This window comes from Phycicoccus sp. HDW14 (genome assembly GCF_011383005.1).
Taxonomy (GTDB): Bacteria; Actinomycetota; Actinomycetes; order Actinomycetales; family Dermatophilaceae; genus Phycicoccus.
In genome coordinates, this window is record NZ_CP049935.1 from 1,793,862 (window position 1) to 1,818,086 (window position 24,225).

23 protein-coding genes and 5 pseudogenes are annotated in these 24,225 nt (G+C 73.2%); 16 read left to right on the forward strand and 12 right to left on the reverse strand.

All coding sequences use genetic code 11. The features are described from left to right. Positions 1 to 311 precede the first annotated feature (311 nt). Both G7075_RS08875 and dapA read right to left on the reverse strand, forming a co-directional pair. Positions 312 to 1,997: a ribonuclease J gene (locus G7075_RS08875; RefSeq protein WP_166121089.1), complete on the reverse strand. Its 1,686-nt coding sequence runs from the start codon at positions 1,995 to 1,997 to the stop codon at positions 312 to 314. Then, positions 1,994 to 2,890 (reverse strand): 4-hydroxy-tetrahydrodipicolinate synthase, encoded by an 897-nt coding sequence (gene dapA, locus G7075_RS08880; protein WP_166121091.1) that lies wholly within the window; start codon positions 2,888 to 2,890, stop codon positions 1,994 to 1,996. The genes G7075_RS08875 and dapA overlap by 4 nt, the downstream gene beginning before the upstream one ends. A 259-nt stretch (positions 2,891 to 3,149) precedes the next feature. On the opposite strand from dapA, the gene G7075_RS08885 reads away from it, so the two are divergent. The 6 genes and pseudogenes from G7075_RS08885 (at position 3,150) to G7075_RS08910 (ending at position 6,667) form a co-directional block, all read left to right on the forward strand. Continuing rightward, positions 3,150 to 4,019, forward strand: a complete 870-nt coding sequence (locus tag G7075_RS08885; protein WP_166121094.1) for a peptidoglycan DD-metalloendopeptidase family protein — start codon at positions 3,150 to 3,152, stop codon at positions 4,017 to 4,019. Positions 4,020 to 4,093: 74 nt separating this feature from the next. Further along, on the forward strand, positions 4,094 to 4,903 hold the full coding sequence (locus G7075_RS08890; protein ID WP_166121096.1) for a thymidylate synthase: 810 nt from the start codon (positions 4,094 to 4,096) through the stop codon (positions 4,901 to 4,903). Between the two features lie 59 nt (positions 4,904 to 4,962). Beyond that, positions 4,963 to 5,366, forward strand: a pseudogene (locus G7075_RS08895) (dihydrofolate reductase). Positions 5,367 to 5,445: 79 nt separating this feature from the next. Continuing rightward, positions 5,446 to 5,781 (forward strand): helix-turn-helix transcriptional regulator, encoded by a 336-nt coding sequence (locus tag G7075_RS08900; protein WP_166121099.1) that lies wholly within the window; start codon positions 5,446 to 5,448, stop codon positions 5,779 to 5,781. Continuing rightward, positions 5,778 to 6,266, forward strand: a complete 489-nt coding sequence (locus G7075_RS08905; protein ID WP_166121102.1) for an SRPBCC domain-containing protein — start codon at positions 5,778 to 5,780, stop codon at positions 6,264 to 6,266. The genes G7075_RS08900 and G7075_RS08905 overlap by 4 nt, the downstream gene beginning before the upstream one ends. Further along, on the forward strand, positions 6,263 to 6,667 hold the full coding sequence (locus G7075_RS08910) for a DUF6069 family protein (protein WP_166121105.1): 405 nt from the start codon (positions 6,263 to 6,265) through the stop codon (positions 6,665 to 6,667). Before G7075_RS08905 ends, G7075_RS08910 begins: the two co-directional genes overlap by 4 nt. Here G7075_RS08910 and G7075_RS08915 read toward each other — a convergent pair. Further along, the gene (locus G7075_RS08915; RefSeq protein ID WP_166121108.1) at positions 6,664 to 7,593 is read right to left on the reverse strand and encodes an SMP-30/gluconolactonase/LRE family protein; all 930 of its coding nucleotides are present in this window, start codon (positions 7,591 to 7,593) and stop codon (positions 6,664 to 6,666) included. The genes G7075_RS08910 and G7075_RS08915 overlap by 4 nt on opposite strands. Before the next feature lie 59 nt (positions 7,594 to 7,652). Between G7075_RS08915 and G7075_RS08920 the strand changes: the two are divergent. From G7075_RS08920 to G7075_RS08935, 4 genes and pseudogenes are all read left to right on the forward strand, one after another. Then, positions 7,653 to 8,318 (forward strand): annotated as a pseudogene (locus G7075_RS08920) (enoyl-CoA hydratase-related protein); the annotation flags it as partial. A gap of 64 nt (positions 8,319 to 8,382) precedes the next feature. Continuing rightward, complete coding sequence (locus tag G7075_RS08925; protein WP_166124312.1) at positions 8,383 to 8,991, forward strand: GNAT family N-acetyltransferase; 609 nt, start codon at positions 8,383 to 8,385, stop codon at positions 8,989 to 8,991. Then, positions 8,988 to 9,733 (forward strand): annotated as a pseudogene (locus G7075_RS08930) (AzlC family ABC transporter permease). The gene G7075_RS08925 and the pseudogene G7075_RS08930 overlap by 4 nt, the downstream one beginning before the upstream one ends. Next, positions 9,730 to 10,044 (forward strand): AzlD domain-containing protein, encoded by a 315-nt coding sequence (locus tag G7075_RS08935; RefSeq protein ID WP_166121110.1) that lies wholly within the window; start codon positions 9,730 to 9,732, stop codon positions 10,042 to 10,044. Before G7075_RS08930 ends, G7075_RS08935 begins: the two are co-directional and overlap by 4 nt. Before the next feature lie 167 nt (positions 10,045 to 10,211). Here the strand turns inward: G7075_RS08935 and G7075_RS22675 are convergent. The 5 genes and pseudogenes from G7075_RS22675 to G7075_RS08960 all read right to left on the reverse strand — a co-directional run. Beyond that, positions 10,212 to 10,529, reverse strand: a pseudogene (locus G7075_RS22675) (sirohydrochlorin chelatase); the annotation flags it as partial. Positions 10,530 to 10,737: 208 nt separating this feature from the next. Then, positions 10,738 to 11,484, reverse strand: a complete 747-nt coding sequence (gene dapB, locus G7075_RS08945) for a 4-hydroxy-tetrahydrodipicolinate reductase (protein WP_166121113.1) — start codon at positions 11,482 to 11,484, stop codon at positions 10,738 to 10,740. Positions 11,485 to 11,498: 14 nt separating this feature from the next. After that, on the reverse strand, positions 11,499 to 12,650 hold the full coding sequence (locus tag G7075_RS08950) for a hypothetical protein (protein WP_166121116.1): 1,152 nt from the start codon (positions 12,648 to 12,650) through the stop codon (positions 11,499 to 11,501). Between the two features lie 10 nt (positions 12,651 to 12,660). Next, positions 12,661 to 12,978, reverse strand: coding sequence for a hypothetical protein (locus G7075_RS08955; protein ID WP_166121118.1), 318 nt, complete (start codon positions 12,976 to 12,978; stop codon positions 12,661 to 12,663). An 11-nt stretch (positions 12,979 to 12,989) separates the two neighbouring features. Beyond that, positions 12,990 to 13,727 (reverse strand): hypothetical protein, encoded by a 738-nt coding sequence (locus G7075_RS08960; RefSeq protein ID WP_166121121.1) that lies wholly within the window; start codon positions 13,725 to 13,727, stop codon positions 12,990 to 12,992. A gap of 211 nt (positions 13,728 to 13,938) precedes the next feature. Between G7075_RS08960 and G7075_RS08965 the strand changes: the two genes are divergently transcribed. Beyond that, positions 13,939 to 14,076 (forward strand): hypothetical protein, encoded by a 138-nt coding sequence (locus G7075_RS08965; protein WP_166121123.1) that lies wholly within the window; start codon positions 13,939 to 13,941, stop codon positions 14,074 to 14,076. A gap of 58 nt (positions 14,077 to 14,134) precedes the next feature. Here G7075_RS08965 and G7075_RS08970 read toward each other — a convergent pair whose 3' ends face one another. The 4 genes and pseudogenes from G7075_RS08970 to G7075_RS08985 all read right to left on the reverse strand — a co-directional run bounded on the left by G7075_RS08970 (position 14,135) and on the right by G7075_RS08985 (position 18,138). After that, positions 14,135 to 14,284 (reverse strand): hypothetical protein, encoded by a 150-nt coding sequence (locus tag G7075_RS08970; RefSeq protein ID WP_166121126.1) that lies wholly within the window; start codon positions 14,282 to 14,284, stop codon positions 14,135 to 14,137. Between the two features lie 203 nt (positions 14,285 to 14,487). Beyond that, a pseudogene (locus G7075_RS08975) lies at positions 14,488 to 16,916 on the reverse strand (polyribonucleotide nucleotidyltransferase). Between the two features lie 184 nt (positions 16,917 to 17,100). Continuing rightward, a complete protein-coding gene (gene rpsO / locus G7075_RS08980; RefSeq protein ID WP_166121129.1) occupies positions 17,101 to 17,370 on the reverse strand; it encodes a 30S ribosomal protein S15 in 270 nt (89 codons plus the stop codon). Positions 17,371 to 17,493: 123 nt separating this feature from the next. Continuing rightward, positions 17,494 to 18,138 (reverse strand): TetR/AcrR family transcriptional regulator, encoded by a 645-nt coding sequence (locus G7075_RS08985; protein WP_166121132.1) that lies wholly within the window; start codon positions 18,136 to 18,138, stop codon positions 17,494 to 17,496. A gap of 58 nt (positions 18,139 to 18,196) precedes the next feature. On the opposite strand from G7075_RS08985, the gene G7075_RS08990 reads away from it, so the two are divergent. From G7075_RS08990 to G7075_RS09010, 5 genes are all read left to right on the forward strand, one after another. Continuing rightward, positions 18,197 to 18,688: a cupin domain-containing protein gene (locus G7075_RS08990; protein ID WP_166121135.1), complete on the forward strand. Its 492-nt coding sequence runs from the start codon at positions 18,197 to 18,199 to the stop codon at positions 18,686 to 18,688. A 164-nt stretch (positions 18,689 to 18,852) separates the two neighbouring features. Continuing rightward, on the forward strand, positions 18,853 to 19,368 hold the full coding sequence (locus tag G7075_RS08995; RefSeq protein WP_240917988.1) for an NAD(P)H-dependent oxidoreductase subunit E: 516 nt from the start codon (positions 18,853 to 18,855) through the stop codon (positions 19,366 to 19,368). Continuing rightward, complete coding sequence (locus G7075_RS09000) at positions 19,365 to 20,945, forward strand: NADH-ubiquinone oxidoreductase-F iron-sulfur binding region domain-containing protein (RefSeq protein WP_166121138.1); 1,581 nt, start codon at positions 19,365 to 19,367, stop codon at positions 20,943 to 20,945. The genes G7075_RS08995 and G7075_RS09000 overlap by 4 nt, the downstream gene beginning before the upstream one ends. Continuing rightward, positions 20,942 to 23,791, forward strand: a complete 2,850-nt coding sequence (gene fdhF, locus G7075_RS09005; RefSeq protein WP_166121141.1) for a formate dehydrogenase subunit alpha — start codon at positions 20,942 to 20,944, stop codon at positions 23,789 to 23,791. Before G7075_RS09000 ends, fdhF begins: the two co-directional genes overlap by 4 nt. Further along, the gene (locus tag G7075_RS09010; RefSeq protein ID WP_166121144.1) at positions 23,788 to 24,045 is read left to right on the forward strand and encodes a formate dehydrogenase subunit delta; all 258 of its coding nucleotides are present in this window, start codon (positions 23,788 to 23,790) and stop codon (positions 24,043 to 24,045) included. Before fdhF ends, G7075_RS09010 begins: the two co-directional genes overlap by 4 nt. The last annotated feature ends 180 nt before the right edge of the window (positions 24,046 to 24,225 follow it).

The window sequence follows — 24,225 nt, forward strand, 5'->3', positions numbered from 1 at the left end:
CCCCTCGGTGTTCGTCCGGGGTGGCTCGTGACCACCCCTTGGTGTTCTACCTACCAGTACTTTACGGTTCCTTTACTTTCTGGACCTGCTGTTTCGCGCACCTCGCGGCGAACCCGGCCGAACGGACGATGGGGTGTGGTGTCCGCCGAACTACGGAATCCGAAGGTTGCGGGGCAGATCGACCCCACCGACCCGTGGTTCCTCGCACGACGACGACCCACGGATCCCGTTGAAGGATCAACGACGCCGCAGGGCCCCCGGACGGTCGTCCGGGGGCCCTGCGGCGTGTCGAGCGGTGGTCGTGAGGCGGCTCAGGCCTCCACGACGGTCGGGATGATCATCGGGCGGCGCTTGATCTTGCGTCCGACCCAGGTGCCCATCGTCCGGCGCACCACCTGCTGCAGCTGGTAGGAGTCGGTGACGCCCTGGGCCGCGGCCTCGGCGAGGGCCTCCTCGATGCGGGGCCGGATCTCGTCGAAGACCACCTCGTCGGGGGCGAAGCCGCGGGCGGTGATCTCCGGGCCGGCGAGCACCTTGCCGGTCATCGAGTCGACGACGACGACGACGGAGATGAACCCCTCGTCGCGCAGGATGCGGCGGTCCTTGAGCAGGGTCTCCTCGACCTCGCCGACCGTGGAGCCGTCGACGTAGACGTACCCGGCCTGCACCGCACCGGCCACCCGCACCCGCCCGTCGACGAGGTCGACGACCACGCCGTCCTCGACGACCGCGACGTTGCGCCGCGGCACGCCGGTCTGGATGGCGAGCTCGGCGTTGGCCACGAGGTGGCGCCACTCGCCGTGCACCGGCATGACGTTGCGCGGCTTGACGATGTTGTAGCAGTAGAGGAGCTCGCCGGCGCTCGCGTGCCCGGAGACGTGCACCTTGGCGTTGCCCTTGTGCACGACCTGGGCCCCGAGGCGCATCAGCCCGTTGATGACGCGGTACACGGCGTTCTCGTTGCCGGGGATGAGCGAGGACGCGAGCAGCACGGTGTCGCCCTCCCCCACCTCGATGCGGTGGTCGCGGTTGGCCATCCGGGACAGCGCGGCCATCGGCTCGCCCTGGGACCCGGTGCAGACGAGGACGACCTTGTCGTCGGGCAGGTCGTTCAGCTGCTTGAGGTCGACGAGCACCTTGTCGGGGACCTTGAGGTAGCCCAGGTCGGCGGCGATGCCCATGTTGCGCACCATCGAGCGCCCGATCATCGCGACCTTGCGCCCGCTCTTCTCGGCGGCGTCGAGGACCTGCTGCACCCGGTGCACGTGCGAGGAGAAGCAGGCGACGATGATCCGCCGCTGCGCGTGCCGGAACACCTTGTCGATGGCCGGGGCGATCTCGCGCTCGGGCGTCGTGAAGCCCGGGACCTCCGCGTTGGTGCTGTCGGTGAGGAAGAGGTCGACCCCCTCCTCCCCGAGCCGGGCGAAGGCCCGCAGGTCGGTGAGCCGCCCGTCGAGCGGCAGCTGGTCCATCTTGAAGTCGCCGGTGTGCAGCAGCGTGCCGCCGGGCGTGCGCACGCAGACCGCGAGCGCGTCGGGGATGGAGTGGTTGACCGCGACGAACTCGCAGTCGAACACGCCCAGCTGCTCGCGGCCGCCCTCGCGCACCCCGAGGGTGAGCGGGGTGATGCGGTGCTCCTTGAGCTTGGCCTCGACGAGCGCCAGGGTCAGCTGGGACCCGACGACCGGCAGGTCGGGCTTGAGGCGCAGCAGGTACGGCACCGCGCCGATGTGGTCCTCGTGGCCGTGCGTGAGCACGATGGCCTGGATCCGGTCGAGCCGGTCCTCGATCGAGGTGAAGTCCGGGAGGATCAGGTCGATGCCGGGGTGGTGGTCGTCCGGGAAGAGCACGCCGCAGTCGATGACGAGCAGCTGCCCGGCGTGCTCGATGACGGTCATGTTCCGGCCGACCTCGCCGAGACCGCCGAGGGGGGTGACCCGGACACCTCCTTCCGCGAGCGGGCCGGGGGTGTCGAGGTCGGGATGGGGATGGCTCATGCGTCCTTCAGGGTCGGGAGGGTGTCGAGCGCAGCGCGCAGCGCCGTGAGGTGCTCCGGCGGCGACTCGACGAGGGGAAGTCTGACGGTGGCGTGCTCGATGACGCCGAGCTCGACGAGGGCGGCCTTGGCCATGATGGCGCCCTGCGAGGGCGACATGACGGCGTCGACGACGGGCACGAGGCCGCGGTGGATGCGCACGGCCTCGGCGAGGTCGCCGCGGTCGACGGCCTCGAGCATCGCGCGGTAGTGGCGGCCGGTGACGTGGCCGACGACCGAGACGGTGCCGACGGCGCCGATGGCCAGCAGCGGGAGGGTCAGGGCGTCCTCGCCGCTGAACCACAGGAGGTCGGTGGCGGCCATGACGCGCGTGGAGGCGGCGAGGTCGCCCTTGGCGTCCTTGACCGCGACGATGTTCGGGTGGTCGGCGAGCGCGACGAGGGTGTCGTGCGCGAACGGGATGCCGGTGCGGCCGGGGATGTCGTAGAGCATCACCGGGAGGTCGGTGGCGTCGGCGACGACGCGGCAGTGCGCGACCAGCCCGGCCTGGGTGGGCTTGTTGTAGTAGGGCGAGACGAGGAGCAGCCCGTCGGCGCCGGCCCCGGCCATCCGCCCCGCCATGGCGACCGCGTGCCGGGTGTCGTTGGACCCGCAGCCCGCGACGACCCGGAGCCGTCCGGCCCCCGCCGCCACCACCCGCCGGACCGTCTCGACGCTCTCGTCGTCGGTGAGGGTCGAGGCCTCCCCCGTGGTGCCGTTGACGACGACGCCGTCGTGGCCGGTGGCGACGAGGTGCTCGACGAGCGCGTCGACCCCCGGGCCGTCGACCGCGCCGTCGGGGGTCATCGGGGTCACCATCGCCGTGAGCACGCGGCCGAAGGGGGAGGACGTCATGGCGACAGGGTACCGAGCCGGGGGCGGCCGGCCGGGGCACCGCTCCCCTTGCCGGACCCCGGGGTCGGGGCTAGCGTCGCCGGTGGACGTCCCGCGACGTCCGGGACGCGGCGGCACCCGCCGGCGCGGACCGCGGGAGGGCTCGGGGCCGGGGGGCACCAGCACACGGTGTCGGCACCACGTCCTCCCCGACGCACCCGTCCACGGGGCCGTCGGTCCCGTGGCGAGATCCCTGGGGGGATGCACCATGATGAAACGGATGCTGGCCGGCCTGGCCACGGTCCTCGCCGTGGCCGGAGGCCTCGTCTCCACCGCACCCGCCGCCTCGGCGGCCGCGCGCAACGGCACCTGCGAGTCGGGCGAGTTCTGCCTCTACTTCAACAGCGGCGCCACGGGCTCGCTCGTCGACCTCGTCAGCTCCCAGCGCGACTACGGCACCGGCTCCGGCTGCGTCGCCTTCGTCTCCGGCGGCAGCGGGCGCGGGCAGTGCGTCAAGAACAACACCGCGGCCGTGTGGAACCGCACCGGGAAGCTCGTCTCGGTCTTCTACAACAGCGACTTCGGCGGCACCTACGACGTCATCCCGAACGGCGCCAGGGTCGACCTCAACGCCAACGTCAAGAACAACAACGCCTCGCAGATCATCGGCGACGCCTCGCTGCGCTTCCCGCTGAACGTCACGCAGGCGCAGATCAAGGGCCGCCCGACGCCGTGGTGCTGGAACAGCAAGACCAACTGCCACCACGACTACAACGCCGCCGACATCTTCGCCGCGACCGGCACCGCCGTGGTCTCGCCGGTGTCCGGCACGGTGATGACCGTGCGGGGTGGGTCCGAGACCGCCGGCGCGACGGCCACCGTCAAGGACGCCTTCGGTCGGCTGTGGTTCTTCCAGCACATGGACAACAGCCCCGGGCCGGTCGTCTCCGCCGGGCAGCACGTCGACAAGGGCTCGCGCATCGGCACGGTCGGCACGCGGGCCCACGCCATGGGCACCGACCCGCACCTGCACATCGACATGCGGGTCGGGGTCGACTCCCGGGTCTCGTGCACCGGCTCCGCGTGCGCCGGCTACGGGTTCGTCAACAACCAGCCCCTCCTGCGGACGGCGTTCCTCGACCGGCCCTGACCGGTGGCGGCGGGCACCGGCGACGCGCCGGTGCCCGCCGCTCGCCCGGCCCGGGCGGGCCCTACGCTGGGGACGTGCGCCAGTACCTCGACCTGCTCGACCACGTGATGACGACCGGGGTCGAGAAGTCCGACCGCACCGGCACCGGCACGCGCAGCGTCTTCGGCTACCAGATGCGCTTCGACCTCACCGCGGGCTTCCCGGTGCTCACGACCAAGAAGCTGCACCTGCGCTCGATCATCGGCGAGCTCCTGTGGTTCCTGCGCGGCGACACCAACGTCCGGTGGCTCCAGGAGCGGAACATCTCGATCTGGGACGAGTGGGCCGACGAGCACGGCGACCTCGGACCGGTCTACGGGCACCAGTGGCGGTCGTGGCCGACTCCCGACGGGCGCACGGTCGACCAGGTCGCGAAGGTCGTCGAGGCCATCCGCACCAACCCCGACTCCCGGCGGCACATCGTCTCGGCGTGGAACGTCGCCGACGTCGACGACATGGCCCTCCCGCCCTGCCACACGATGTTCCAGTTCTACGTGCGGCCCGCGGCCGACGGCGGGCCGGCGTTCCTCGACTGCCAGCTCTACCAGCGCAGCGCCGACGTCTTCCTCGGCGTCCCCTTCAACATCGCCAGCTACGCCCTCCTGACGATGATGGTCGCCCAGCAGACCGGCCTGCGCGCCGGCGAGTTCGTGCACACCCTCGGCGACGCGCACCTGTACTCCAACCATCTCGAGCAGGCCCGCCTCCAGCTGACCCGCGAGCCGCTCCCCCTGCCGACGATGCACATCGCCCCGCAGGGGTCGATCGACGCCTACGAGCTCGAGGACTTCGAGCTCGTCGGGTACGAGGCGCACCCCTCCATCAAGGCCCCGATCGCCGTATGACCCGGGTCTCGCTCATCGCCGCCGTCGCCCGCAACGGCGTCATCGGCTCGGGCCAGGAGATGCCCTGGCACATCCCGGAGGACTTCGCGTTCTTCAAGCGCACGACGATGGGCCACCCGCTCGTCATGGGGCGGCGCACGTTCGACTCCATCGGGCGGGTCCTGCCGGGGCGGCGCACCATCGTCATCACCCGCCAGCCGGACTGGTCGCACGCCGAGGTCGAGACGGCGCACTCGCTCGTCGAGGCACTGGGCCTCGCCGGGCCCGCCGACGAGGTCTTCATCGCCGGCGGGGCCAGGTGTACGCCGAGGCGATGCCCTACGCGCACCGGCTGCTCGTCACGGAGGTCGACGACGAGCCCGAGGGCGATGTGCACTTCCCACCGATCGACCCGGCGGCCTGGCGCGAGACCTCGCGCGAGGGGCACGACGGCTTCACGTTCGTCACGTACGAGCGGCCCTGACCCCTCGGGGTCCGGCCCGACCCGGCCCGATCCGCGCGAAACATTGAACCGAAGGGTTCAGTGACATGTGCTGAACCACATGGTTCAGCACGAGGTCCTCGACCGGGCCTTCGCCGCCCTGGCCGACCCCACCCGGCGGGCGGTCCTCGTCCGGCTGGGCGAGGGTCCGGCGAGCCTGGGCGACCTCGCCGCCCCCACCGGGATGACCCTGACCGGGATGGGCAAGCACGTCCGCGTCCTCGAGGAGGCGGGGCTCGTGCGCACCACCAAGGTCGGCCGCACCCGACAGGTGCGGCTCGGCACCGAGCGGCTGGACGACGCCATGGCATGGATCGCCTTCTACCAGCGCCTCTGGGAACGTCGCCTCGACGGCCTCGAGGCCTACCTCACCCTCCGGGAAGGACAGGACACATGAGCGAGCACCCCGAGGTCGGCGCGCCCGACGAGCCCCTCGAGCTGCGGATGACCCGGGTCCTGCCCGCGTCGCCGGAGCGGGCCTTCGACGCCTACACCGACGCCGAGCAGCAGAAGATCTGGTTCGGCATCCTCGACGAGGACCCGGGGATCGTCGAGATCGAGGTCGACCTGCGGGTCGGGGGGTCGCAGACGGCGGTATGGGGCCCGAGCCCGGACCAGCTCTTCCGCGAGGTGCAGACCTTCCTCGTCGTCGACCGGCCGCACCGGCTGGTCACCGAGTCGACCGGCAGCAGCCCCGACGGGATGACGATGACGACGACCATCGAGGTGACCTTCGAGGCCGACGGCGACTCGACGCTGATGACCGTGGTGCAGCGCGGCTTCCCGGTGCCCGACGTCCGCGACTTCTTCGCCGCCGAGGTGTGGGTCGGGGCCTTCGCCCGGATCGAGGCCTACCTGCGGCGCGAGGGCGGTGCGGCGTGAGCGCCCTCACCCGGTCCCGGCCGGTCGTCGTGGCCGCGGCGGTCGGCACGGCGGTGGTCGTCAACCTGGTCGTCTACGGGCTCGGTCGGGCGGCGGGCGGGTCGTTCACCTTCACCCGGGCCGGGGTGCCGACGGCCGTGGACGCCGCGACCGTCGCCGGGTTCTCCGCGGTCCCGCTGCTGCTCGGGCTCGTCGTCGTTGCCCTGCTCGGTCGCCGGTGGCCGGTCGTGGCCCGGATGGCCGTGGTCGTCGCCCCCGTGCTCGCCGTGGTGACCGTCGGGCTGATGACCCTGCCCGTCGACCTCGACACCGTCAGCACGGTGACGCTGGCCCTCTGCCACCTCACCCTCGCGCCCATCTCCGTGCTCGCGATCCGGGCGCTGCGCGGCCACGCGGGCTAGGCCAGGGGCGGGACGTCGCCGACGGCGATCGCCGGCTCGAGCAGGCTGCCCAGCCAGACCCGGCCGCCGTGCTCGCGCACCCCGGTGGCCACGTGCCACCCGGAGGCGTCGAAGTCGAGGTCGTGCACCACCGCTCCCCCGTCGTCGAGGCCGAGGACCCTGGCGGTGCGCTTCGGCTCGGGCTTGACCCGGTCGGGGAGGCGGCGGACCACCGCGCGCACCTGGCGCGGGCTGCGGCGCAGGACGGCGAGCACGGGGTCGCTCGGGGAGGCGACGGTGACCCACACGAGGCCGTCGGAGCCGAGGGCGATGTTGTCGGGGTGACCGGGCAGGTCCTCGACCCACGTGGTGGAGGATCCGGCCGCGTTGCCGGACCGGGCGACCCGACGGATGCGGCAGGTGCCGGTCTCGGCGACGAGCACCCCCCGCTCGTCCGGCAGCAGCGCGACGCCGTTGGCGAAGGCCAGCCGGTCGAGGACGGTGGTGACCGTGCCGTCGACGTCGCGACGCAGCAGGCGACCGGTGCACGTGTGCTCGACGAGGTCGTTCTTCCAGTCCTCGACCTGCCAACGGCGGCTGGAGTCGGTGAACCAGATGGTGCCGTCGGCCTGCACGGCGGCGTTGTTGACGAACAGCAGTCGCTCGCCGTCGACCTCGGTGACGAGGGTCTCGAGGTCCCCGGTGTGGGGGTCGAGGGCCAGCAGGCCGCGGTGGGCGTCGCAGACGAGCAGCCGGCCGTCGGGCAGCCACTCGAGCCCGAGCGGGCGCCCACCGGTGGCCGCCACGGTGGTGACCGAGCCGTCGACGGGGTCGTGGACGTGGACGGCGCCGTCGGCGGTGCCGGTCCACACCCGCCCGTCCGCGCCGACGAGCACGTCCTCGGCGCCGGGCCCCGGCACGGGCACGACGGTGAGCGGCAGGGTCATGGCCGCAGCGTAGGTGGCCGGGCCCGAGTTGTCGCGGGGGCGCTCGGTAGGGTCGGGGGGTGCCCGTCCACACCACCCTCGCCGACCAGGTCGCCGTCGTCACCATCGACCGCCCGGAGCGTCGCAACGCGCTGAACCTCGAGGCCCTCGAGGAGCTGCACACCGCGGTCGTCGAGGTGCTCGCCGCCGGGGCGCGGGCGGTGGTCCTCACCGGGGCCGACGGCCACTTCTGCGCCGGGGCCGACCTCACCGAGCTCGAGGACGTCTCCTTCACGCAGCGGCTCGCCGAGGTGCTCGAGCACCTGGCGGCGGTGCCGGTCACCACCGTGGCCGCCGTCGACGGTGCCTGCATGGGACTCGGGATGCAGCTCGCGCTCGCCTGCGACGTCCGGGTCGTGGCGGACGCCGCGCGCTTCGCCGTGCCCGTCGCGAAGCTCGGCCTGATGGTCGACCACTGGACCGTCGACCGGCTCAGCCGGTTCTGGGGCGAGGGCGCCGCCCGCCACCTGGTGCTCACCGCGGCCGTGCTCGACGCCGACGACGCCTGGCGCCTCGGGTTCGCCCAGGCCCGGGGCGGCCTCGAGGTCGCCGAGGAGCTGGCCGCGGCCGCCGCCCGGCTCGCCCCGCTCACCCAGGCCGGCTCCAAGGTCGGCTTCGACACCCACCACGACAACACCCCCGAGGTCGCCCGCTACGAGGCGGCCTTCGCCCGGGCCTGGGCGAGCGAGGACCTCGCCGAGGGTCGGGCCGCCTTCACCGAGCGCCGCGCACCGGCCTTCCGGGGCACTGATGGCCGGCGACCACGGGCATGGCCACGACCACGACCACGCCGCCGGCACCGGCCCCGGGCCGCTCGCCGACGCGAGCGTGCGCAGGGCCCGGCCCAACGACGCCCCCGCCGTCGGCACGGTCCAGGCGACGGTCTTCCGCGAGGCCTACGCCGGCCGGGTCCCCGACGACGTGCTCGCCCTCTTCGAGCCCGAGGCCTTCGCCCGGGGGTGGCGGGCCGGCCTGACCAGCCCGCCCGAGGGCGTCCACCGGCTGCTCGTGGCGCTGGCCGGCGAGCAGGTCGTCGGCGCAGTGGCCGTCGGTCCCGCCCAGGACCCCGACGCCGAGCCGGCGTGGGCCGAGGTGACCCTGCTCGCCGTACACCCCGACGCCCGGCGCCAGGGCCACGGCTCGCGGCTGCTCAACGCCTCGGTCGACGTGCTGCGCGAGGCCGGGGCCCAGGCGGTCACCGCGTGGCTGCTCGCCGACGACGAGGCCACCCGCGGCTTCCTCGCGGCCTCCGGCTTCGGGCCCGACGGCGCCTTCCGCGACCGGGTCGTCTCCCCCGACGGCGGGACGCTGCGCGAGGTCCGCCTGCTCGTCCGGATCGTCGACCCGGACGAGGGATGAGCGCCGCGCCGGAGGCCCTCTCCGCGCAGCGCCGCCGCGAGGTGCGCCGACAGGCCCTGTCGGTCGGCGCCGCCACCGGGGCCTACGGCATCTCCTTCGGCGCACTGTCGGTGGCCTCAGGTCTCGACGTCTGGCAGACCCAGGCGCTCTCGCTCCTGCTGTTCAGCGGCGGCTCACAGTTCGCGGTCGTGGGGGTGCTCGGGCCGGGGGCGGCGGGGTGGCGGCCGTCCTCACCTCGACGCTGCTCGGGGTGCGCAACGGCCTCTACGCGCTGCAGACCTCCCGGTTCCTCGGCGTCGCCGGGCTGCGTCGCCTCGCCGCGGCCCAGCTCACCATCGACGAGTCCACCGCCGTCGGGGTCGGGCAACCCGAGGTCCGGGCCCAGCGGATCGGGTTCTGGCTCACCGGTATCGCGGTGTTCATCGGGTGGAACCTCATGACCCTCGTCGGCGCCCTCGTCGGCAACGCCCTCGGCGACCCGCGCACCTACGGGCTGGACGCCGCCGCAGCCGCCGCCTTCGCCGCCCTGCTCTGGCCCCGGCTGCGCAGCGGTGACGCCGCGGCCACCGCCGTGCTCGCCGCGTTCATCGCGCTCGTCACGAGCCCGTCGCTGCCGCCCGGCGTCCCGGTCATCCTCGCCGCCCTCGCGGCGGTCGTCGTCGGGCTGCGCCGTGGCGGCCGGCACGAGTCACCACCCACCTCGCGGGTCGGCGAGCTGCCCGGGGCGGACCCGGTCCCGTGACCACCTGGACCACGGTGCTGCTGGCCTGCGCCGCCGCCTACGCCCTCAAGCTCGCCGGCTACCTCGTACCGGCGACCTGGGTCGAGGGCGAGCGCCGGTCGCGCGTCATCGCCCTGCTGCCCGTCGCCCTACTGGCCGCGCTCGTCACCGTGCAGACGGTCGTCGGCGACGGCGGCTCGCTCGTGCTCGACGCCCGGGCCGCGGCGCTGGCGGTCGCCGTCGGGTTGCTGCTCCTGCGGGCCAACTTCCTCGTCGTCGTGGCAGGCGCGGCCCTCGCGGCCGGCCTGCTGCGCGCGATCGGCTGGGGCTGAGCCGCTACTCCCCGACGCGTCCCGGTAGCGGTCGAGGACGACCTCGACGACGCGGGGTCGGGCAGGAGCGGACCCGTGACGAGGTCGGCGCCGGCCGCCCCCAGCCGTTCCTGGAAGAACCCCGGGGCCAGCAGGTACGAGGCGACGACGACCCGTGCGGCGCCCGCGTCCCGGACCGCCCGGACCACCTCCGGCACCGACGGCGAGGGTCCGGCGGCGTAGCCGAGCGCGACCTCGCGCCCGAGCCGCACCCCGAGGCGGCGGGCCACCTCGACCGAGTCGGCCTGGGCCCGTGCGTCGCTCGAGCCAGCAGGCGCCAGGACCACGACGTCGTCCGCCCCGAGCACCCCGACCCGGTCGACGAGGACGTCGACGAGCCGGTCGTCGGGGCCGAGTGCCGGGGCGACGACGACGTCGGGGCGGGTCCGGACGGCCTCCGCGAGGTCGACCCGCACGTGGAACCCCTCGGCGAGGAGGAGCGGCACGACGACCCCGGCGCGGGTTCCCCCGCGCGGTGGGGCAGCGCGGCGACGACCTCGCCGACGACCGGTCCGTGCACGTCGACGTAGGCCTCGCGCACCTCGACGTCCGGGAGGGCCGCGGCGACGTCGGACACGAGGGCGGCCACGGCCTGCTGCCCGGCGGGGTCGCGCGTCCCGTGCCCGCAGGCGACGAGGACCGGCGGCTCGCGGGTCACCCGAGGCCGAGGTAGTGCTCGAGGCCGACCGTCAGGCCGGGCCGCTCCCCCACCTGCCGCACGGCGGCGAGGACGCCGGACATGAACGAGACGCGGTCGAAGCTGTCGTGGCGGATGGTCAGCATCTCCCCCGGGCCGCCGAGCAGGACCTCCTGGTGCGCCACGAGCCCGCGCAGCCGCACCGAGTGCACCGGCACGCCGTGGACCCGGGCACCACGGGCGCCGTCGGGGTCGTGGGTCGTCGCGTCGGGCACCGGGCCGAGGCCGGCCTCCTCGCGCGCCACGCCGACGAGGTCGGCCGTGCGGGCCGCCGTCCCCGACGGGGCGTCGACCTTGTCGGGGTGGTGCAGCTCGACGACCTCGACGGACTCGTAGAAGCGGGCGGCCTGCTGCGCGAAGGCCATCATGAGGACGGCACCGATCGCGAAGTTCGGGGCGACGAGCACTCCGACGCCCGGTGCGGCGGACAGCTGCTCACGGAGGGCGGCGAGCCGCTCCTCGCTCCAGCCCGTCGTGCCGACGACGACGTGCACGCCGCGCCGGACGCAGTGCGCGACGTTGGACGGCGACGCGTCCGGCACGGAGAACTCGACGACGACGTCGGCCCCGCCGAGGTCGCCCAGGTCGTCACCGGCGTCGTAGCGCCCGACGAGCTCGAGGTCGTCGGCCCCCTCGACCGCGGCGCACACCGTGGCGCCCATCCGACCGGCGGCCCCGATGACGGCAACCCTCGTCGCGCTCATGGCCGCCACTGTAGTCAGGCCGGGTGCGGCCCCTTGGCGGTGACCAGGGCGAGCACGACGGGCGGCAGCACGAGGGGCAGCAGGCCGACGGAGGCCAGCGTCCACGCGAGGTCGCGGGTCACCGCGCCGACGACGAGGACGGCGACCAGCCAGGCCCCGAGGGCGCCGACCGTGAGCAGCGACAGCCCGGCGCGGGGCCGGGGGTCGCGCGGGTCCTGCTCGAGCCGCCGGTTCGCGACGACGACGAGGACGCAGGCCAGCCCGCTGACCGCCGCGAGTGCGGCGCCCGTCCACAGCAGCGGACGGGCGGCACCCGGTGACGTCGCCGCGAACACGGCGCAGCCGAGGGCCAGCAGGTCGCAGAGCACCGCGCCCGCGAGCGCGCCGCGAGCCCTGATCCGTGCCGCGTCGCGCGCGGTCCGCTCGTCCATCGCCACGACGGGCAGCCTAGGTCCCGAACGCCGGCCACTCGCCACCGGGGAACTTCGACAGCTTCGTGCGCGCCCCTCGAGGTCGCCCTTGGCGTTGAGGCAGAGGGCCGTGAGGATGCCGGTGCCCGTGATGAGGCCGCCGATGAAGGCCGCCCATCCCGCGTACACGGCCGCCGGCGCGGCGGGCAGGCCGACGATCGAGATCGCGGCGCCGGTGGCCGTGGCCAGGCAGATGATGAGGATGCCGATGCCGACGATGATGCCGAGCCACCACGTGATGATCCCGGCGCCGACCTTGGTCAGGCCCGAGGCGATGGTCTCGGCGAACTGCTCCGACATCGCGCCGAGGGCCTTCTCCTGCTCACCGAGCCGGTCGTTGTAGCGCTGCGCCGCCGAGCCCTTCCACGTCGTGTCGACGTCGAGCTGCCCCTTGGTGGCCAGGCCGGCGCGCTCCGAGACCGGCTGGCCGACGAGCGTGCGCCAGTCGCCGGCGGCCCCGAAGCACAACCAGGGCGCACCGAACACGTTCCAGTGCTCCGCCATCCAGTCGACGGCCCGCTGCCATGCCGGCACGACCTTGTCGTTCCAGAAGTTGGCGGCCTTCTCGGCGATCCAGCCGGCGAACCGGGCGATCTTGCGCAGCGTGTCGTTGAAGGCCTCGAGCAGTCGGGTGGCCTTCTGCTCGACCTCCTCCCACTTCTCGCGCAGCTTCTCGATGATCTCCTCGGGTGACATCAGGCTCCCCTCACTGGACCGGCGACCATTCGGCGCCGATGCGTGCCGCGGCCGACGCCTCGTCGGCCTCGTACTGCTTCTTGACGTCGCGCAACGTGGCCGCCATGGTCGACGTCGCCGTCGAGCCGTCGGACAACAGCCCCACGACGAAGTCCTGGATCGTGCTGTAGGTGCTCGTGAAGCCCGTGAAGTCGGACACGACGGACAGGGCGTTGGTGGTGAGGTCGAGCCCGGCGGCCGACGTGCTCGAGGTCGAGAGCACCCCGGACGTCGCCTCCCAGATCTTCGCGTCGTGCTCGAGCGCCTCGCGCTGTACCTCGAAGCTCATGTGCGTCCTCCTCAGACGTCCAGGCCGGCCCGGCGGGCCAGACGGGTGGGGCTGCCCAGCGCGGTGAGCCGGGCGATGTCGGCGTCGGCGTCGGCGCGGGCGGCGCCGAAGGAGGCCACCGCCTGCGCCTGGGCCTGCTCGAGGACGGCGAGCACCGACCGGCCGATGTTGGCCGGGTGGGCCCGCACGAGCCACGACTCGCGCAGCTCGAGGTTCAGGAGGCCGCCGGCCGCCGAGACCTCGACGTGGACGTTGCCGTCGGGGCTCGACTGGCGGTGGACGCGGGTCGTGCGCTCCTCGACGTCGGCGATCGCGGTGTCGAGCTCGGACTCGATCTCGGCCCAGAGCTCGGAGATGCGGGCCATGACCTGCTCCTCGGTGAGGCTCGCCGAGTCGGGGATCGCGGCGGCGACGTCCTCGACGGTCATCGGCAGCGGACGCGTGCGGGGCGCGGGCTGCTCGAAGGCCTCCTCGACGTCCTGGACCCACGTGCCGACGTGCTGCGCGCCGGCGCTCGCGTAGGCGGCGGCGATGGTGTCGGCGAGCGCCGACGGGGCGACGGTGTCCTGCCAGCCGTGCTGCACGGTGATCGAGCGGACGACCCCGTCCGACCCGACCCGCACGCGGACCACGCCGGCGGGGTCGTCCGCCTCGGTGTCGGCGGTGCGGACGGGGAGGGACTCCAGCCGCTGCTGGCGGCGGTCCATCTCCTCACGAGCCTCGTAGAGCTGCTCGGTGTCCCTGTCCATGACCTCTCCCCTCTCGGATGCTGCGAGTCTGCTGGTGGAGCCGCGGGCGAGCAATGGGGAGGAGTCCCCGTCGAGACCGCCCCCCGACCCCGGGCGCCGACATCGGGTCGCCCTCGTTCATCCTATGTTCACCTTCGCAGCGTCACTCGGGTACCCTGAAGGTGAACACCAGGTGAACGAACCGGGTGAACGAGCCGAGAGGAGGCCCGCGATGAAGAAGGTCGACACGACCACCAGCCGCACCGGTCTCGCCGTGCGCTGGGTTCCCGTGGTCGACGCCCGCGGGCGCACGCGCATGGAGATGCGCTGGACCACCCCCCACCGTCTGCACACGAGCTCCGCGGCCTGACCGCACGAACGGGCCCCCGCACCACTCGGTGCGGGGGCCCGTTCGCGTGCTCGGGGCCTCAGGCCCACGCGGCACCTCCGGCCGGGCGCTCGTCGTGCTCGGGCCACGCCGGGTCGGGGGCGGCCGCCCCGAGGGGCTCCTCGTCGCCGGTCGCCGCCTCCCGGTGCTCCCCCGCCGTCGACCCGTCGCCCAGATCCTGCTCGCCCACGCCCACACCCCCCGTTCTCCGTCGACCAGCCCCCCGGTCGGTCGTGGCCGCCACGCTAGTGCCCCGGACGCCGGGTCGGTGGCACGAACCGGCCAACGTCACCGACCTGTCGTCGGGCGCCCGGCAACGCCGGAGCCCCGGTGCACCGTGGGGTGCACCGGGGCCCCGGTGGTGGGTCGGCGCGGACGCCGGCCCGGGGTGGGTCAGGCCTCGCTCGGGGCGTCCTCGGTGGAGGAACCCTCGTCCGAGCGCTCGCCCCGACCACGGCCGCCACGACGGCGACGGTTGCGGCGCGGACGCTCGCCCGCCTCGTCGGAACCGGCCTCGCCGGAGCCGTCGGCCTCGACGTCGTCGGACGCGCCGTCGGCGTCGTCGGCCTCGACCGCAGCGGCGGCCGGCGCGGCGGCAGCCGGGGCCGGGGCCTCGTCCGCAGCGTCGGAGCCACCCTCGCCCTCGGCGATGACCGCCGCGAGGCTGAGCTTGCCGCGGGGGTCGATCTCCTTGAGCTCGACCTGGATCTTCTGGCCGACCGCGAGGACGTCCTCGACCGCGTCGATCCGCTTGCCGCCGACGAGCTTGCGCACCTCGGAGATGTGCAGCAGGCCGTCCTTGCCCGGGAGCAGGGAGACGAACGCGCCGAAGGTCGTCGTCTTGACGACGGTGCCGAGGAAGCGCTCGCCGATCTCCGGCATCTGCGGGTTGGCGATGGCGTTGATGGCCGCGCGGGCCGCCTCCGCCGACGGGCCGTCGGTGGCACCGATGTAGATGGTGCCGTCGTCCTCGATCGAGATCTGGGCGCCCGTGTCGTCCTGGATCTGGTTGATCATCTTGCCCTTCGGGCCGATGACCTCGCCGATCTTGTCGACGGGGACGGTCACCGAGATGACGCGAGGAGCGTAGGGGCTCATCTCGTCGGGGGCGTCGATGGCCTCGTTCATGACGTCGAGGATGTGGAAGCGGGCGTCACGGGCCTGGGTCAGCGCGCCGGCCAGCACGTCGGCGGGGATGCCGTCGAGCTTGGTGTCGAGCTGGATGGCGGTGACGAACTCCCGCGTGCCGGCGACCTTGAAGTCCATGTCGCCGAACGCGTCCTCGGCGCCGAGGATGTCGGTGAGCGCCGCGTACTGCGTCTGCCCGTCGACCTCCGCGGAGACCAGGCCCATCGCGATGCCGGCGACCGGGGCGCGCAGCGGCACACCGGCGTTGAGCAGGGCGAGGGTGGACGCGCAGACCGAGCCCATCGAGGTCGAGCCGTTGGAGCCGAGGGCCTCGGACACCTGGCGGATCGCGTAGGGGAACTCCTCGCGGGTCGGCAGCACCGGCATGAGGGCCCGCTCGGCGAGCGCCCCGTGGCCGATCTCGCGACGCTTCGGCGACCCGACGCGGCCGGTCTCACCGGTCGAGTAGGGCGGGAAGTTGTAGTTGTGCATGTAGCGCTTGCGCGTCACCGGCGACAGCGTGTCGAGCTGCTGCTCCATGCGGAGCATGTTGAGCGTGGTGACGCCCATGATCTGGGTCTCGCCACGCTCGAAGATCGCCGAGCCGTGCACGCGCGGCAGGACCTCGACCTCGGCGCTCAGGGCGCGGATGTCGGCGAGGCCACGGCCGTCGATGCGGACCTTGTCGCGCAGGATGCGCTCGCGGATGAGCTTCTTCTGCACCGAGCGGTACGCGGCGGACAGCTCCTTGTCGCGACCCTCGAACGAGTCGGCGAGGGAGGCCTTCATCGACTCCTTGATCTCGTCGATGCGCTCCTCGCGCTCCTGCTTGCCGGCGATCTGCAGCGCGGCGGTCAGGTCGGAGGAGGTCGCGGACTCGACCGCGGCGTAGGCGTCGTCCTCGTAGTCGAGGAAGACCGGGAACTCCTGGACCGGCTTGGCGGCGGTGCGGGCCAGCTCGGCCTGCGCGTCGCAGAGCGTCTTGATGAACTTCTTCGACGCCTCGAGACCCTCGGCGACGACCTCCTCGGTCGGCGCCTGCTTGCCCAGGGTCTTCACGAGGTCCCAGGTGTGCTCGGTGGACTCGGCCTCGACCATCATGATCGCGACGTCGTCACCCGCGACGCGGCCGGCGACGACCATGTCGAAGGTCGAGCGCTCGATGTCGCTGAAGTTCGGGAAGGCGACCCACTGGCCGTCGATGAGGCTGACCCGGACGGCACCGATCGGGCCGCTGAAGGGCAGGCCGGAGATCTGCGTCGAGGCGCTCGCCGCGTTGATGGCGAGCACGTCGTACTGGTGGTCGGGGTTGAGCGACAGCACGGTGATGACGACCTGGACCTCGTTGCGCAGGCCCTTGGTGAAGGTGGGGCGCAGCGGGCGGTCGATGAGACGGCAGGTGAGGATCGCGTCGGTGGAGGGGCGGCCCTCACGGCGGAAGAACGAGCCGGGGATCTTGCCCGCGGCGTACATCCGCTCCTCGACGTCGACGGTCAGGGGAAGAAGTCGAACCCCTCGCGCGGGTGCTTCCCGGCGGTGGTGGTGGAGAGGAGCATCGTGTCCTCGTCCAGGTAGGCGGCAACGGCGCCTCCGGCCTGCTTGGCCAGGCGTCCGGTCTCGAACCGGACGGTGCGGGTACCGAAGCTGCCGTTGTCGATGACGGCTTCGGTGGCGGTGATCTCGGGACCCTCCATGGGGCCTCCTTCTCTCGTGTCATTCACGCACGCGCATCGTCGTTGTGCGCGGGTGTGTCCTTCACGGCGCCGGGTGGCGCCGGTCGTGCTCGATGTTCAGTTGTGGGTTCTTCCGAGCGGGACGGGCCCACTCATGCGAGAAGGGCGGCCCCGCACGAATGCGGGGACCGCCCTCTCGGAAGTCTCAACGACGCAGGCCGAGGCGCTTGATGAGCGAGCGGTAGCGCTCGACGTCGATGCTCTCCAGGTAGCGCAGGAGCCGGCGGCGACGGCCGACGAGCAGGAGCAGGCCACGACGGGAGTGGTGGTCGTGCTTGTGCTGGCGGCTGTGCTCGGTGAGGTCCTTGATGCGCTGGGTGAGGAGCGCGACCTGGACCTCGGGGGAACCGGTGTCGCCCTCGGTCGTGGCGTACTCGGTCATGATCTGCTTCTTGACGTCGGTGCTCAGCGGCATGGGGCGACGACTCCTGTTCTGGTTTCTGCTGCGCGGCGCTCCCGGGCTGGTCCACCGGGGCTCTCTGGATCCGCGGCCGATGTGACGGCAGTGACCGAGATTACCAGCGGGGGTACGGCTGCCCTAATCGGCGAGGAGCGTGGCCGTCCAGGACTCGAGGACCAGGGCCACGTAGTGCTCCGGCGATCGCCCGTCGGCGGTGCACAGACGGTAGTACGCGGCGCTGTTGCCGATCCAGAGCCGGTGCGCGACCGCGGCGTCGTCCAGGTCGGGGCGCAGACCGCCGCCGGCCCGCAGGTCGCGGGTCAGGAGGAGCATGTTGTCGGCGCGGCGGCGCTCCAGCCCCTCCCACGCCTCGCGGCAGGCCGGGTCCGTGGCGGCTGCCTCGCGGAGGGACTCGACGAGCGGGACGACGTGGGGCAGCCGCTCGCCGAGGGCCGCCGCGTACACCTCGAGCTTGGCCCGGGCCGTCGGGGCCGCGCGGACGGCCGTCACGTAGTCCCGCTCGAGCGACGGAACCTCCTCGTCGCCGCCGGCGAGCGCCATGTCGTGGACCGCGAGGAGCAGCTGGGGCTTGCGGCCCACGCTCGCGTAGACCGTGTCGACGGAGACGCCGGCCCGCCGGGCGACCTCGGCGACGGCCGTCCCCGCGTACCCCTCGGCGGCGAAGAGGTCGCGGGCCGCGAGGAGCACGGAGCGTCGGGTCGCGGCGGCCTGCTCCTCCCTCAGCGGTGAGCGGTAGCGGCGGGTCTTGACGGGGTCCGGCACGCGGCCTACCGTACCAGTATTCGTCCGAAGCCAGTTCGGGCCAATGGAGGGAGGCGCCGTGGACGGCGTCGTCGTGCACCGCACCGGGGACGGCCCGGGCACCTGGGCCATGGGCTCGCTCTTCGAGCACCTCGTCACGGCCGACCAGAGCGCCGGGGCCCTCGGGGTCTCCCTCGTCACCCAGCCACCGGGCATCGCCACCCCGCTGCACCGGCACACCCGGGAGGCCGAGGCGCTCCTCGTCCTCGAGGGCGTCGTCGACTACGTCGCGGGCGAGCAGCGCGTGGAGCTGACGGCCGGGTCCTTCCTCTGGCTGCCGCTCGGGGTGCCCCACGCCTTCCGCATCCGTGGGGAGCGGCCGGCCCGCTTCGTGTCGATGACCACGCCGGGCGGGCTGATGGACCTCTACGACGAGGTCGGGGTCCCGGCGGCCGGGATGCACGTCCCCGGCGACGGCGAGGGCCTGACGATGCCCGAGGAGATCGCCCGCTGGAACGAGGTCGGGCCCCGCTACGGGCTCGAGGTGCTCGGCCCGCCCATCCCGGTGTGACCCTCGGCCGGATCGGCGCGGATGGTCCCGTGCGCTCCCCCACCCCGGCGCCGCGATGACGCCGTCCGGGTTGCCGGGGCGGAAAGGGCGGGACGGGCTCCCGGCGCGGGACGTGTCGCGTCGCCCCTGCTGCTACCGGCGGGTCCGTCGTACGCTGCTGGGACGTGACCGGCCCCACAGAGAGGTGGACCCCCGTGCGCCAGCGAGGACCCAGCCCCGCTCCCGCCCCCGCCCCGGCGGACCCCGAGCGCGCCGCGTCGGTGCGCTCGATCGCCGAGCAGCTCGCCGGAGTCCGCGGACCGCTGCTGCCGATCCTCCACGAGGTGGTCGAGACCCACGGCCACGTGCACGACGACGACGTCCCGGTCATCGCCGAGGTCCTCAACCTCAGCCGCGCCGACGTCCTGGGGGTCGTGAGCTTCTACCACGACTTCCGCCGCACTCCCCCGGCCACGCACCGCGTCGCCCTGTGCCGCGCGGAGGCCTGCCAGGCCCGCGGCGCCGAGGCCACCTACGCCGCCGCGTCCGACCGCTGGGCGGGCTCCACCGAGGTCGAGGTCGGCGAGGTGTTCTGCCTCGGCAACTGCGCGCTCGGCCCGTCCGGCACCCTCGACGGCACCCTGCACGCCCGCCTGACCCCCGACCGCCTCGACGCCCTCACCGAGGAGTGGGTCCGATGAGCCCCGTCGCCTGGGTCCCCTGCGACGCCGCCGCCCTCTCCGTGGGGGCCGACGCCGTGGCCGCGGCCCTCGAGGCCGCCGGCGTCACGGTCCGGCGCAACGGCTCCCGCGGGATGCTCTGGCTGGAGCCCCTCGTCGAGCTCGAGACCGACCGCGGCCGGGTCGGCTACGCCAACGTCGAGCCCGGCGACGTCGACGCCGTGCTCTCCGGGGCCCTCGACGACGGCGACCGCTGCGTCGGGGTCGTCGACGAGCACCCGTGGCTCGCCCGCCAGCACCGCGTGTCCTTCACGCGCGTCGGCGTCACCGAGCCCACCGACCTCGCCGCCTACCGCGCGCACGGCGGCCTCGCCGGCCTGGAGCGGGCGCTGACCCTGACCGACGAGCAGGTCGTCGCCGAGGTCACCGAGTCCGGGCTGCGCGGCCGCGGCGGTGCGGGCTTCCCCGCGGGCATCAAGTGGGACACCGTCCGCAAGGCCTCCGCCGACGTCAAGTTCGTCTGCTGCAACGCCGACGAGGGCGACTCCGGCACCTTCGCCGACCGGATGCTCATCGAGGGCGACCCGTTCACGCTCATCGAGGGGATGACGATCGCCGCCGTCGCGGTCGGGGCCACCGAGGGCTTCGTCTACCTCCGCTCGGAGTACCCGCACGCCATCCGCACCCTGCGCCGCGCCATCGACATCGCGTACGCGCACGGTGTGCTCGGCGGGTCGGTGCTCGGCAGCGGCCACCGCTTCGACCTCGACGTGCGGGTGGGCGCCGGCGCCTACATCTGCGGCGAGGAGACCTCGATGCTCGACTCGCTCGAGGGCAAGCGCGGCGAGGTGCGGGCCAAGCCGCCGATCCCGGCGCTCCAGGGCCTCTTCGGGCAGCCGACCGTCGTCAACAACGTGCTCACCCTGTCGGCGGTCCCGATGGTCCTGGCCGACGGGGGCGCGGCGTACGCGGCACTCGGCACGGGTCGCAGCCGGGGCACGCAGGTCTTCCAGCTGGGCGGCAACGTGGCGCACGGCGGCATCGTCGAGGCCGACTTCGGCATCAGCCTGCGCGAGCTCGTCGAGGACTTCGGCGGCGGCACCGCGTCCGGCCGGCCGGTCAAGGCGGTGCAGGTGGGCGGGCCGCTCGGGGCGTACCTCCCGCCGGCCAAGTTCGACCTCCCGATGGACTACGAGGCCTTTGCGGCCGCCGACGCGATGGTCGGGCACGGCGGCATCGTCGTGTTCGACGACTCGATGGACGCCGGCGCGATGGCCCGCTTCGCGATGGAGTTCTGCGCCAAGGAGTCCTGCGGCAAGTGCACGCCGTGCCGGGTCGGCTCGACCCGCGGTGTCGAGGTCATCGACCGGATCCGCGCGGGCACGCAGCGCGAGGCCAACCTCGTCCTCCTCGACGACCTCTGCACGACGATGACCAAGGGCTCGCTGTGCGCGATGGGCGGCCTGACGCCGATGCCGGTGCGCAGCGCCCTCGAGCACTTCCCCGAGGACTTCGGCGTCGAGCCCGCCGCCGCAGAGGCCGTCACCGACGACATGCCCGAGTCAGCCACGAGCACCCCCGGAGGAGCCCGGCCATGACCATCATCGACGAGACCGACTACGGCACGCCGCGCGTGGCGTCCGAGGAGCAGGCCACCGTCACCATCGACGGCCGCGAGGTCACCGTGCCGGTCGGCACCTCGGTGATGCGGGCCGCCGCCGAGGCGGGCATCGCGGTGCCGAAGCTGTGCGCCACCGACTCGCTCAAGGCGTTCGGGTCCTGCCGGCTCTGCCTCGTCGAGGTCGAGGGCGGCAAGGGCACGCCGGCGTCGTGCACCACGCCGTGCGCCGACGGGATGGTCGTCAGCACGCAGACCGAGCAGGTGAAGGACCTGCGCCGCAACGTCATGGAGCTCTACCTCTCAGACCACCCCACCGACTGCGACGGCTGCGCGCGGGGCAACTGCGAGATGCAGCGGCTCGCTCAGGAGACCGGGGTGGCCGAGGTCCGCTACGGGCTCGACGGCGCGAACCACCTCGCCGACACCACCGACCACACGAACCCGTACTTCGACTACGACCCCGCGGCGTGCATCGTCTGCTCGCGCTGCGTCCGGGCCTGCTCGGAGACCCAGGGCACCTTCGCCCTGACCGTCGAGGGGCGCGGCTTCGACTCGCGGATCAGCCCCGGCGGCACCGACTTCCTCTCCTCCGAGTGCGTCTCGTGCGGCGCGTGCGTGCAGGCCTGCCCCACCGACGCCCTCACCGAGCGCTCGGTCGTGCAGCTCGGTATGCCGACCCGCTCGGTCGTCACGACGTGCGCGTACTGCGGCGTCGGCTGCTCGTTCAAGGCCGAGGTGCAGGGCACCGGCGACGACACGCGCGTCGTGCGGATGACGCCGTGGAAGGACGGCGGCGCCAACGAGGGGCACTCCTGCGTCAAGGGCCGCTTCGCGTACGGGTACGCCAGCCACGACGACCGGCAGATGGAGCCGATGGTGCGCGACACCATCGACGACGAGTGGCGCGTCGTGTCGTGGGACGAGGCGATCGCCCGTGTCGCAGAGGGCTTCCGGGCCATCCAGGAGAAGCACGGCGTCGGGTCGATCGGCGGCATCTCCTCCTCGCGCTGCACCAACGAGGAGGTCTACGTCGTCCAGAAGATGGTGCGGGCCGCGTTCGGCAACAACAACGTCGACACCTGCGCGCGGGTCTGCCACTCCCCCACCGGGTACGGCCTGAACCACGCCTTCGGCACCTCGGCGGGTACCCAGGACTTCCGCTCCGTCGAGCAGTGCGACGTCATGCTGCTCATCGGCGCCAACCCCACCGACGCGCACCCGGTGTTCGCCTCGCGGATGAAGCGCCGGCTGCGCCAGGGCGCGCAGATCATCGTCGCCGACCCCCGCCGCATCGACCTCGTGCGCTCGCCGCACGTCGAGGCCGCGTTCCACCTGCCGGTGCGGCCGGGCACGAACGTCGCCTTCGTCAACGCCATGGCGCACGTCATCGTCACCGAGGGTCTGCACGACGAGGCGTTCCTGCGCGAGCGCTGCGAGGACGTCGAGGGCTACCTCGAGTTCATCGCCGACCCGGAGCACTCCCCCGAGGTGATGGAGTCGGAGACCGGCATCCCGGCTGCCGACCTGCGTTCTGCCGCACGGCTGTACGCCACCGCACCCAACGCGGGCATCTACTACGGCCTGGGGGTGACCGAGCACAGCCAGGGCTCGACGATGGTCATGGGGATGGCCAACCTCGCGATGCTCACCGGCAACCTCGGGCGCGAGGGCGTCGGCGTCAACCCGCTGCGCGGCCAGAACAACGTGCAGGGCTCGTGCGACATGGGCTCCTTCCCGCACGAGCTGCCCGGGTACCGGCACGTGTCGCGCCCCGAGGTCCGCGAGATCTACGAGTCGCTGTGGGGCGTCACCATCCAGCCCGAGCCGGGGCTGCGCATCCCGAACATGTTCGACTCCGCGATCGGCGGGTCGTTCCTCGGGCTGTACGTGCAGGGCGAGGACATCGCGCAGTCCGACCCGAACACCCAGCACGTCGAGGCCGCACTGCTGGCGATGGAGCTGGTCGTCGTCCAGGACCTGTTCCTCAACGAGACGGCACGCTTCGCCCACGTGTTCCTTCCGGGCACCTCGTTCCTCGAGAAGGACGGCACCTTCACGAACGCCGAGCGGCGCATCAACCGGGTCCGCCCGGTGATGCCCACCCGCGTCGGGCGCGACGAGTGGCAGGTCGTGGCCGACATCGCGACGGCCATGGGCTACCCGATGTCGTACGGGTCGCCGGCCGAGATCATGGACGAGATCGCCGCCACGACACCGACGTTCGCCGGGGTGTCGTTCGCCCGGCTCGACGCCGAGGGCTCGCTGCAGTGGCCGGTCACCGACGCCGCACCGCACGGCACGCCGACGATGCACGTGGGCTCGTTCGTCCGCGGGCTCGGGCAGCTGACGACCACGGTGTACGTGCCGACCACCGAGCGGGCGAACCGCCGGTTCCCGCTCGTGCTGACGACGGGTCGCATCCTGTCGCAGTACAACGTCGGCGCGCAGACCCGTCGGACGCCGAACTCGACGTGGCACCCCGAGGACGTCCTCGAGATCCACCCGTCCGACGCCGAGCTGCGCGGCATCAAGGACGGCGACGTCGTCGAGCTGTCCTCGCGCGTCGGGGCCACCCGGCTGACCGCCCAGGTGTCGGAGCGGATGCCGGCCGGCGTCGTCTACACGACGTTCCACCACCCGGTCACCGGCGCCAACGTCGTGACCACCGAGAACTCGGACTGGGCCACCAACTGCCCCGAGTACAAGGTGACGGCCGTCCAGGTGACCGTGGCCACCGAGGCCACGCGCGCCGAGGCCGGTGCGGCACCGGTCGCGGAGTCGACCCCGATGCCCGCCGGGGCGATGGCGAGGCGGCGCCGGTGAGCGGTTCCGTCCCGCCCGTCGTCCGGCTCGGCCTCGACCTCGTCCGCAACTTCGAGTCCCTCCCCGGCGAGAAGGCCGCCGAGGAGATCGCGACGCACATCAAGAAGTTCTGGGAGCCGCGGATGCGCCACGAGCTCCTCGCGCGGGTCCGTCGTGGCGAGACCGACCTGCACCCGCTGCTCGTCCGGGCCGCCGAGGACCTCGTCGACGGCGACATCGACCGCGCCGAGGTGAGAGAGCCCTCCGGCGGCTGATCGCGCCCTCGAGGAGCACGTCAGGCGCGACGGCACAGCGCACGCCGCGCGGCGCGGGTGGAGATGAACGCGCCGCGCTGGCGTCGGTTGCGGCGCTCCGATGACACGCGAGACAAGGCGCCGGCCACGACCGCGTAGCCCGGTTACTCCATTGCCCGGCCTCTTCGCCCTCTGGGACCA

What these genes read in the sequence shown, in the direction of transcription:
- G7075_RS08875 (WP_166121089.1), bottom strand. Translation starts at nt 1,997, where the DNA reads ATGAGCCATCCCCATCCCGACCTCGACACCCCCGGCCCGCTCGCGGAA.
- dapA (WP_166121091.1), bottom strand. Translation starts at nt 2,890, where the DNA reads ATGACGTCCTCCCCCTTCGGCCGCGTGCTCACGGCGATGGTGACCCCG.
- G7075_RS08885 (WP_166121094.1), top strand. Translation starts at nt 3,150, where the DNA reads ATGCTGGCCGGCCTGGCCACGGTCCTCGCCGTGGCCGGAGGCCTCGTC.
- G7075_RS08900 (WP_166121099.1), top strand. Translation starts at nt 5,446, where the DNA reads ATGGTTCAGCACGAGGTCCTCGACCGGGCCTTCGCCGCCCTGGCCGAC.
- G7075_RS08905 (WP_166121102.1), top strand. Translation starts at nt 5,778, where the DNA reads ATGAGCGAGCACCCCGAGGTCGGCGCGCCCGACGAGCCCCTCGAGCTG.
- G7075_RS08915 (WP_166121108.1), bottom strand. Translation starts at nt 7,593, where the DNA reads ATGACCCTGCCGCTCACCGTCGTGCCCGTGCCGGGGCCCGGCGCCGAG.
- G7075_RS08925 (WP_166124312.1), top strand. Translation starts at nt 8,383, where the DNA reads ATGGCCGGCGACCACGGGCATGGCCACGACCACGACCACGCCGCCGGC.
- dapB (WP_166121113.1), bottom strand. Translation starts at nt 11,484, where the DNA reads ATGAGCGCGACGAGGGTTGCCGTCATCGGGGCCGCCGGTCGGATGGGC.
- G7075_RS08950 (WP_166121116.1), bottom strand. Translation starts at nt 12,650, where the DNA reads ATGTCACCCGAGGAGATCATCGAGAAGCTGCGCGAGAAGTGGGAGGAG.
- G7075_RS08955 (WP_166121118.1), bottom strand. Translation starts at nt 12,978, where the DNA reads ATGAGCTTCGAGGTACAGCGCGAGGCGCTCGAGCACGACGCGAAGATC.
- G7075_RS08960 (WP_166121121.1), bottom strand. Translation starts at nt 13,727, where the DNA reads ATGGACAGGGACACCGAGCAGCTCTACGAGGCTCGTGAGGAGATGGAC.
- G7075_RS08965 (WP_166121123.1), top strand. Translation starts at nt 13,939, where the DNA reads ATGAAGAAGGTCGACACGACCACCAGCCGCACCGGTCTCGCCGTGCGC.
- rpsO (WP_166121129.1), bottom strand. Translation starts at nt 17,370, where the DNA reads ATGCCGCTGAGCACCGACGTCAAGAAGCAGATCATGACCGAGTACGCC.
- G7075_RS09000 (WP_166121138.1), top strand. Translation starts at nt 19,365, where the DNA reads ATGAGCCCCGTCGCCTGGGTCCCCTGCGACGCCGCCGCCCTCTCCGTG.
- fdhF (WP_166121141.1), top strand. Translation starts at nt 20,942, where the DNA reads ATGACCATCATCGACGAGACCGACTACGGCACGCCGCGCGTGGCGTCC.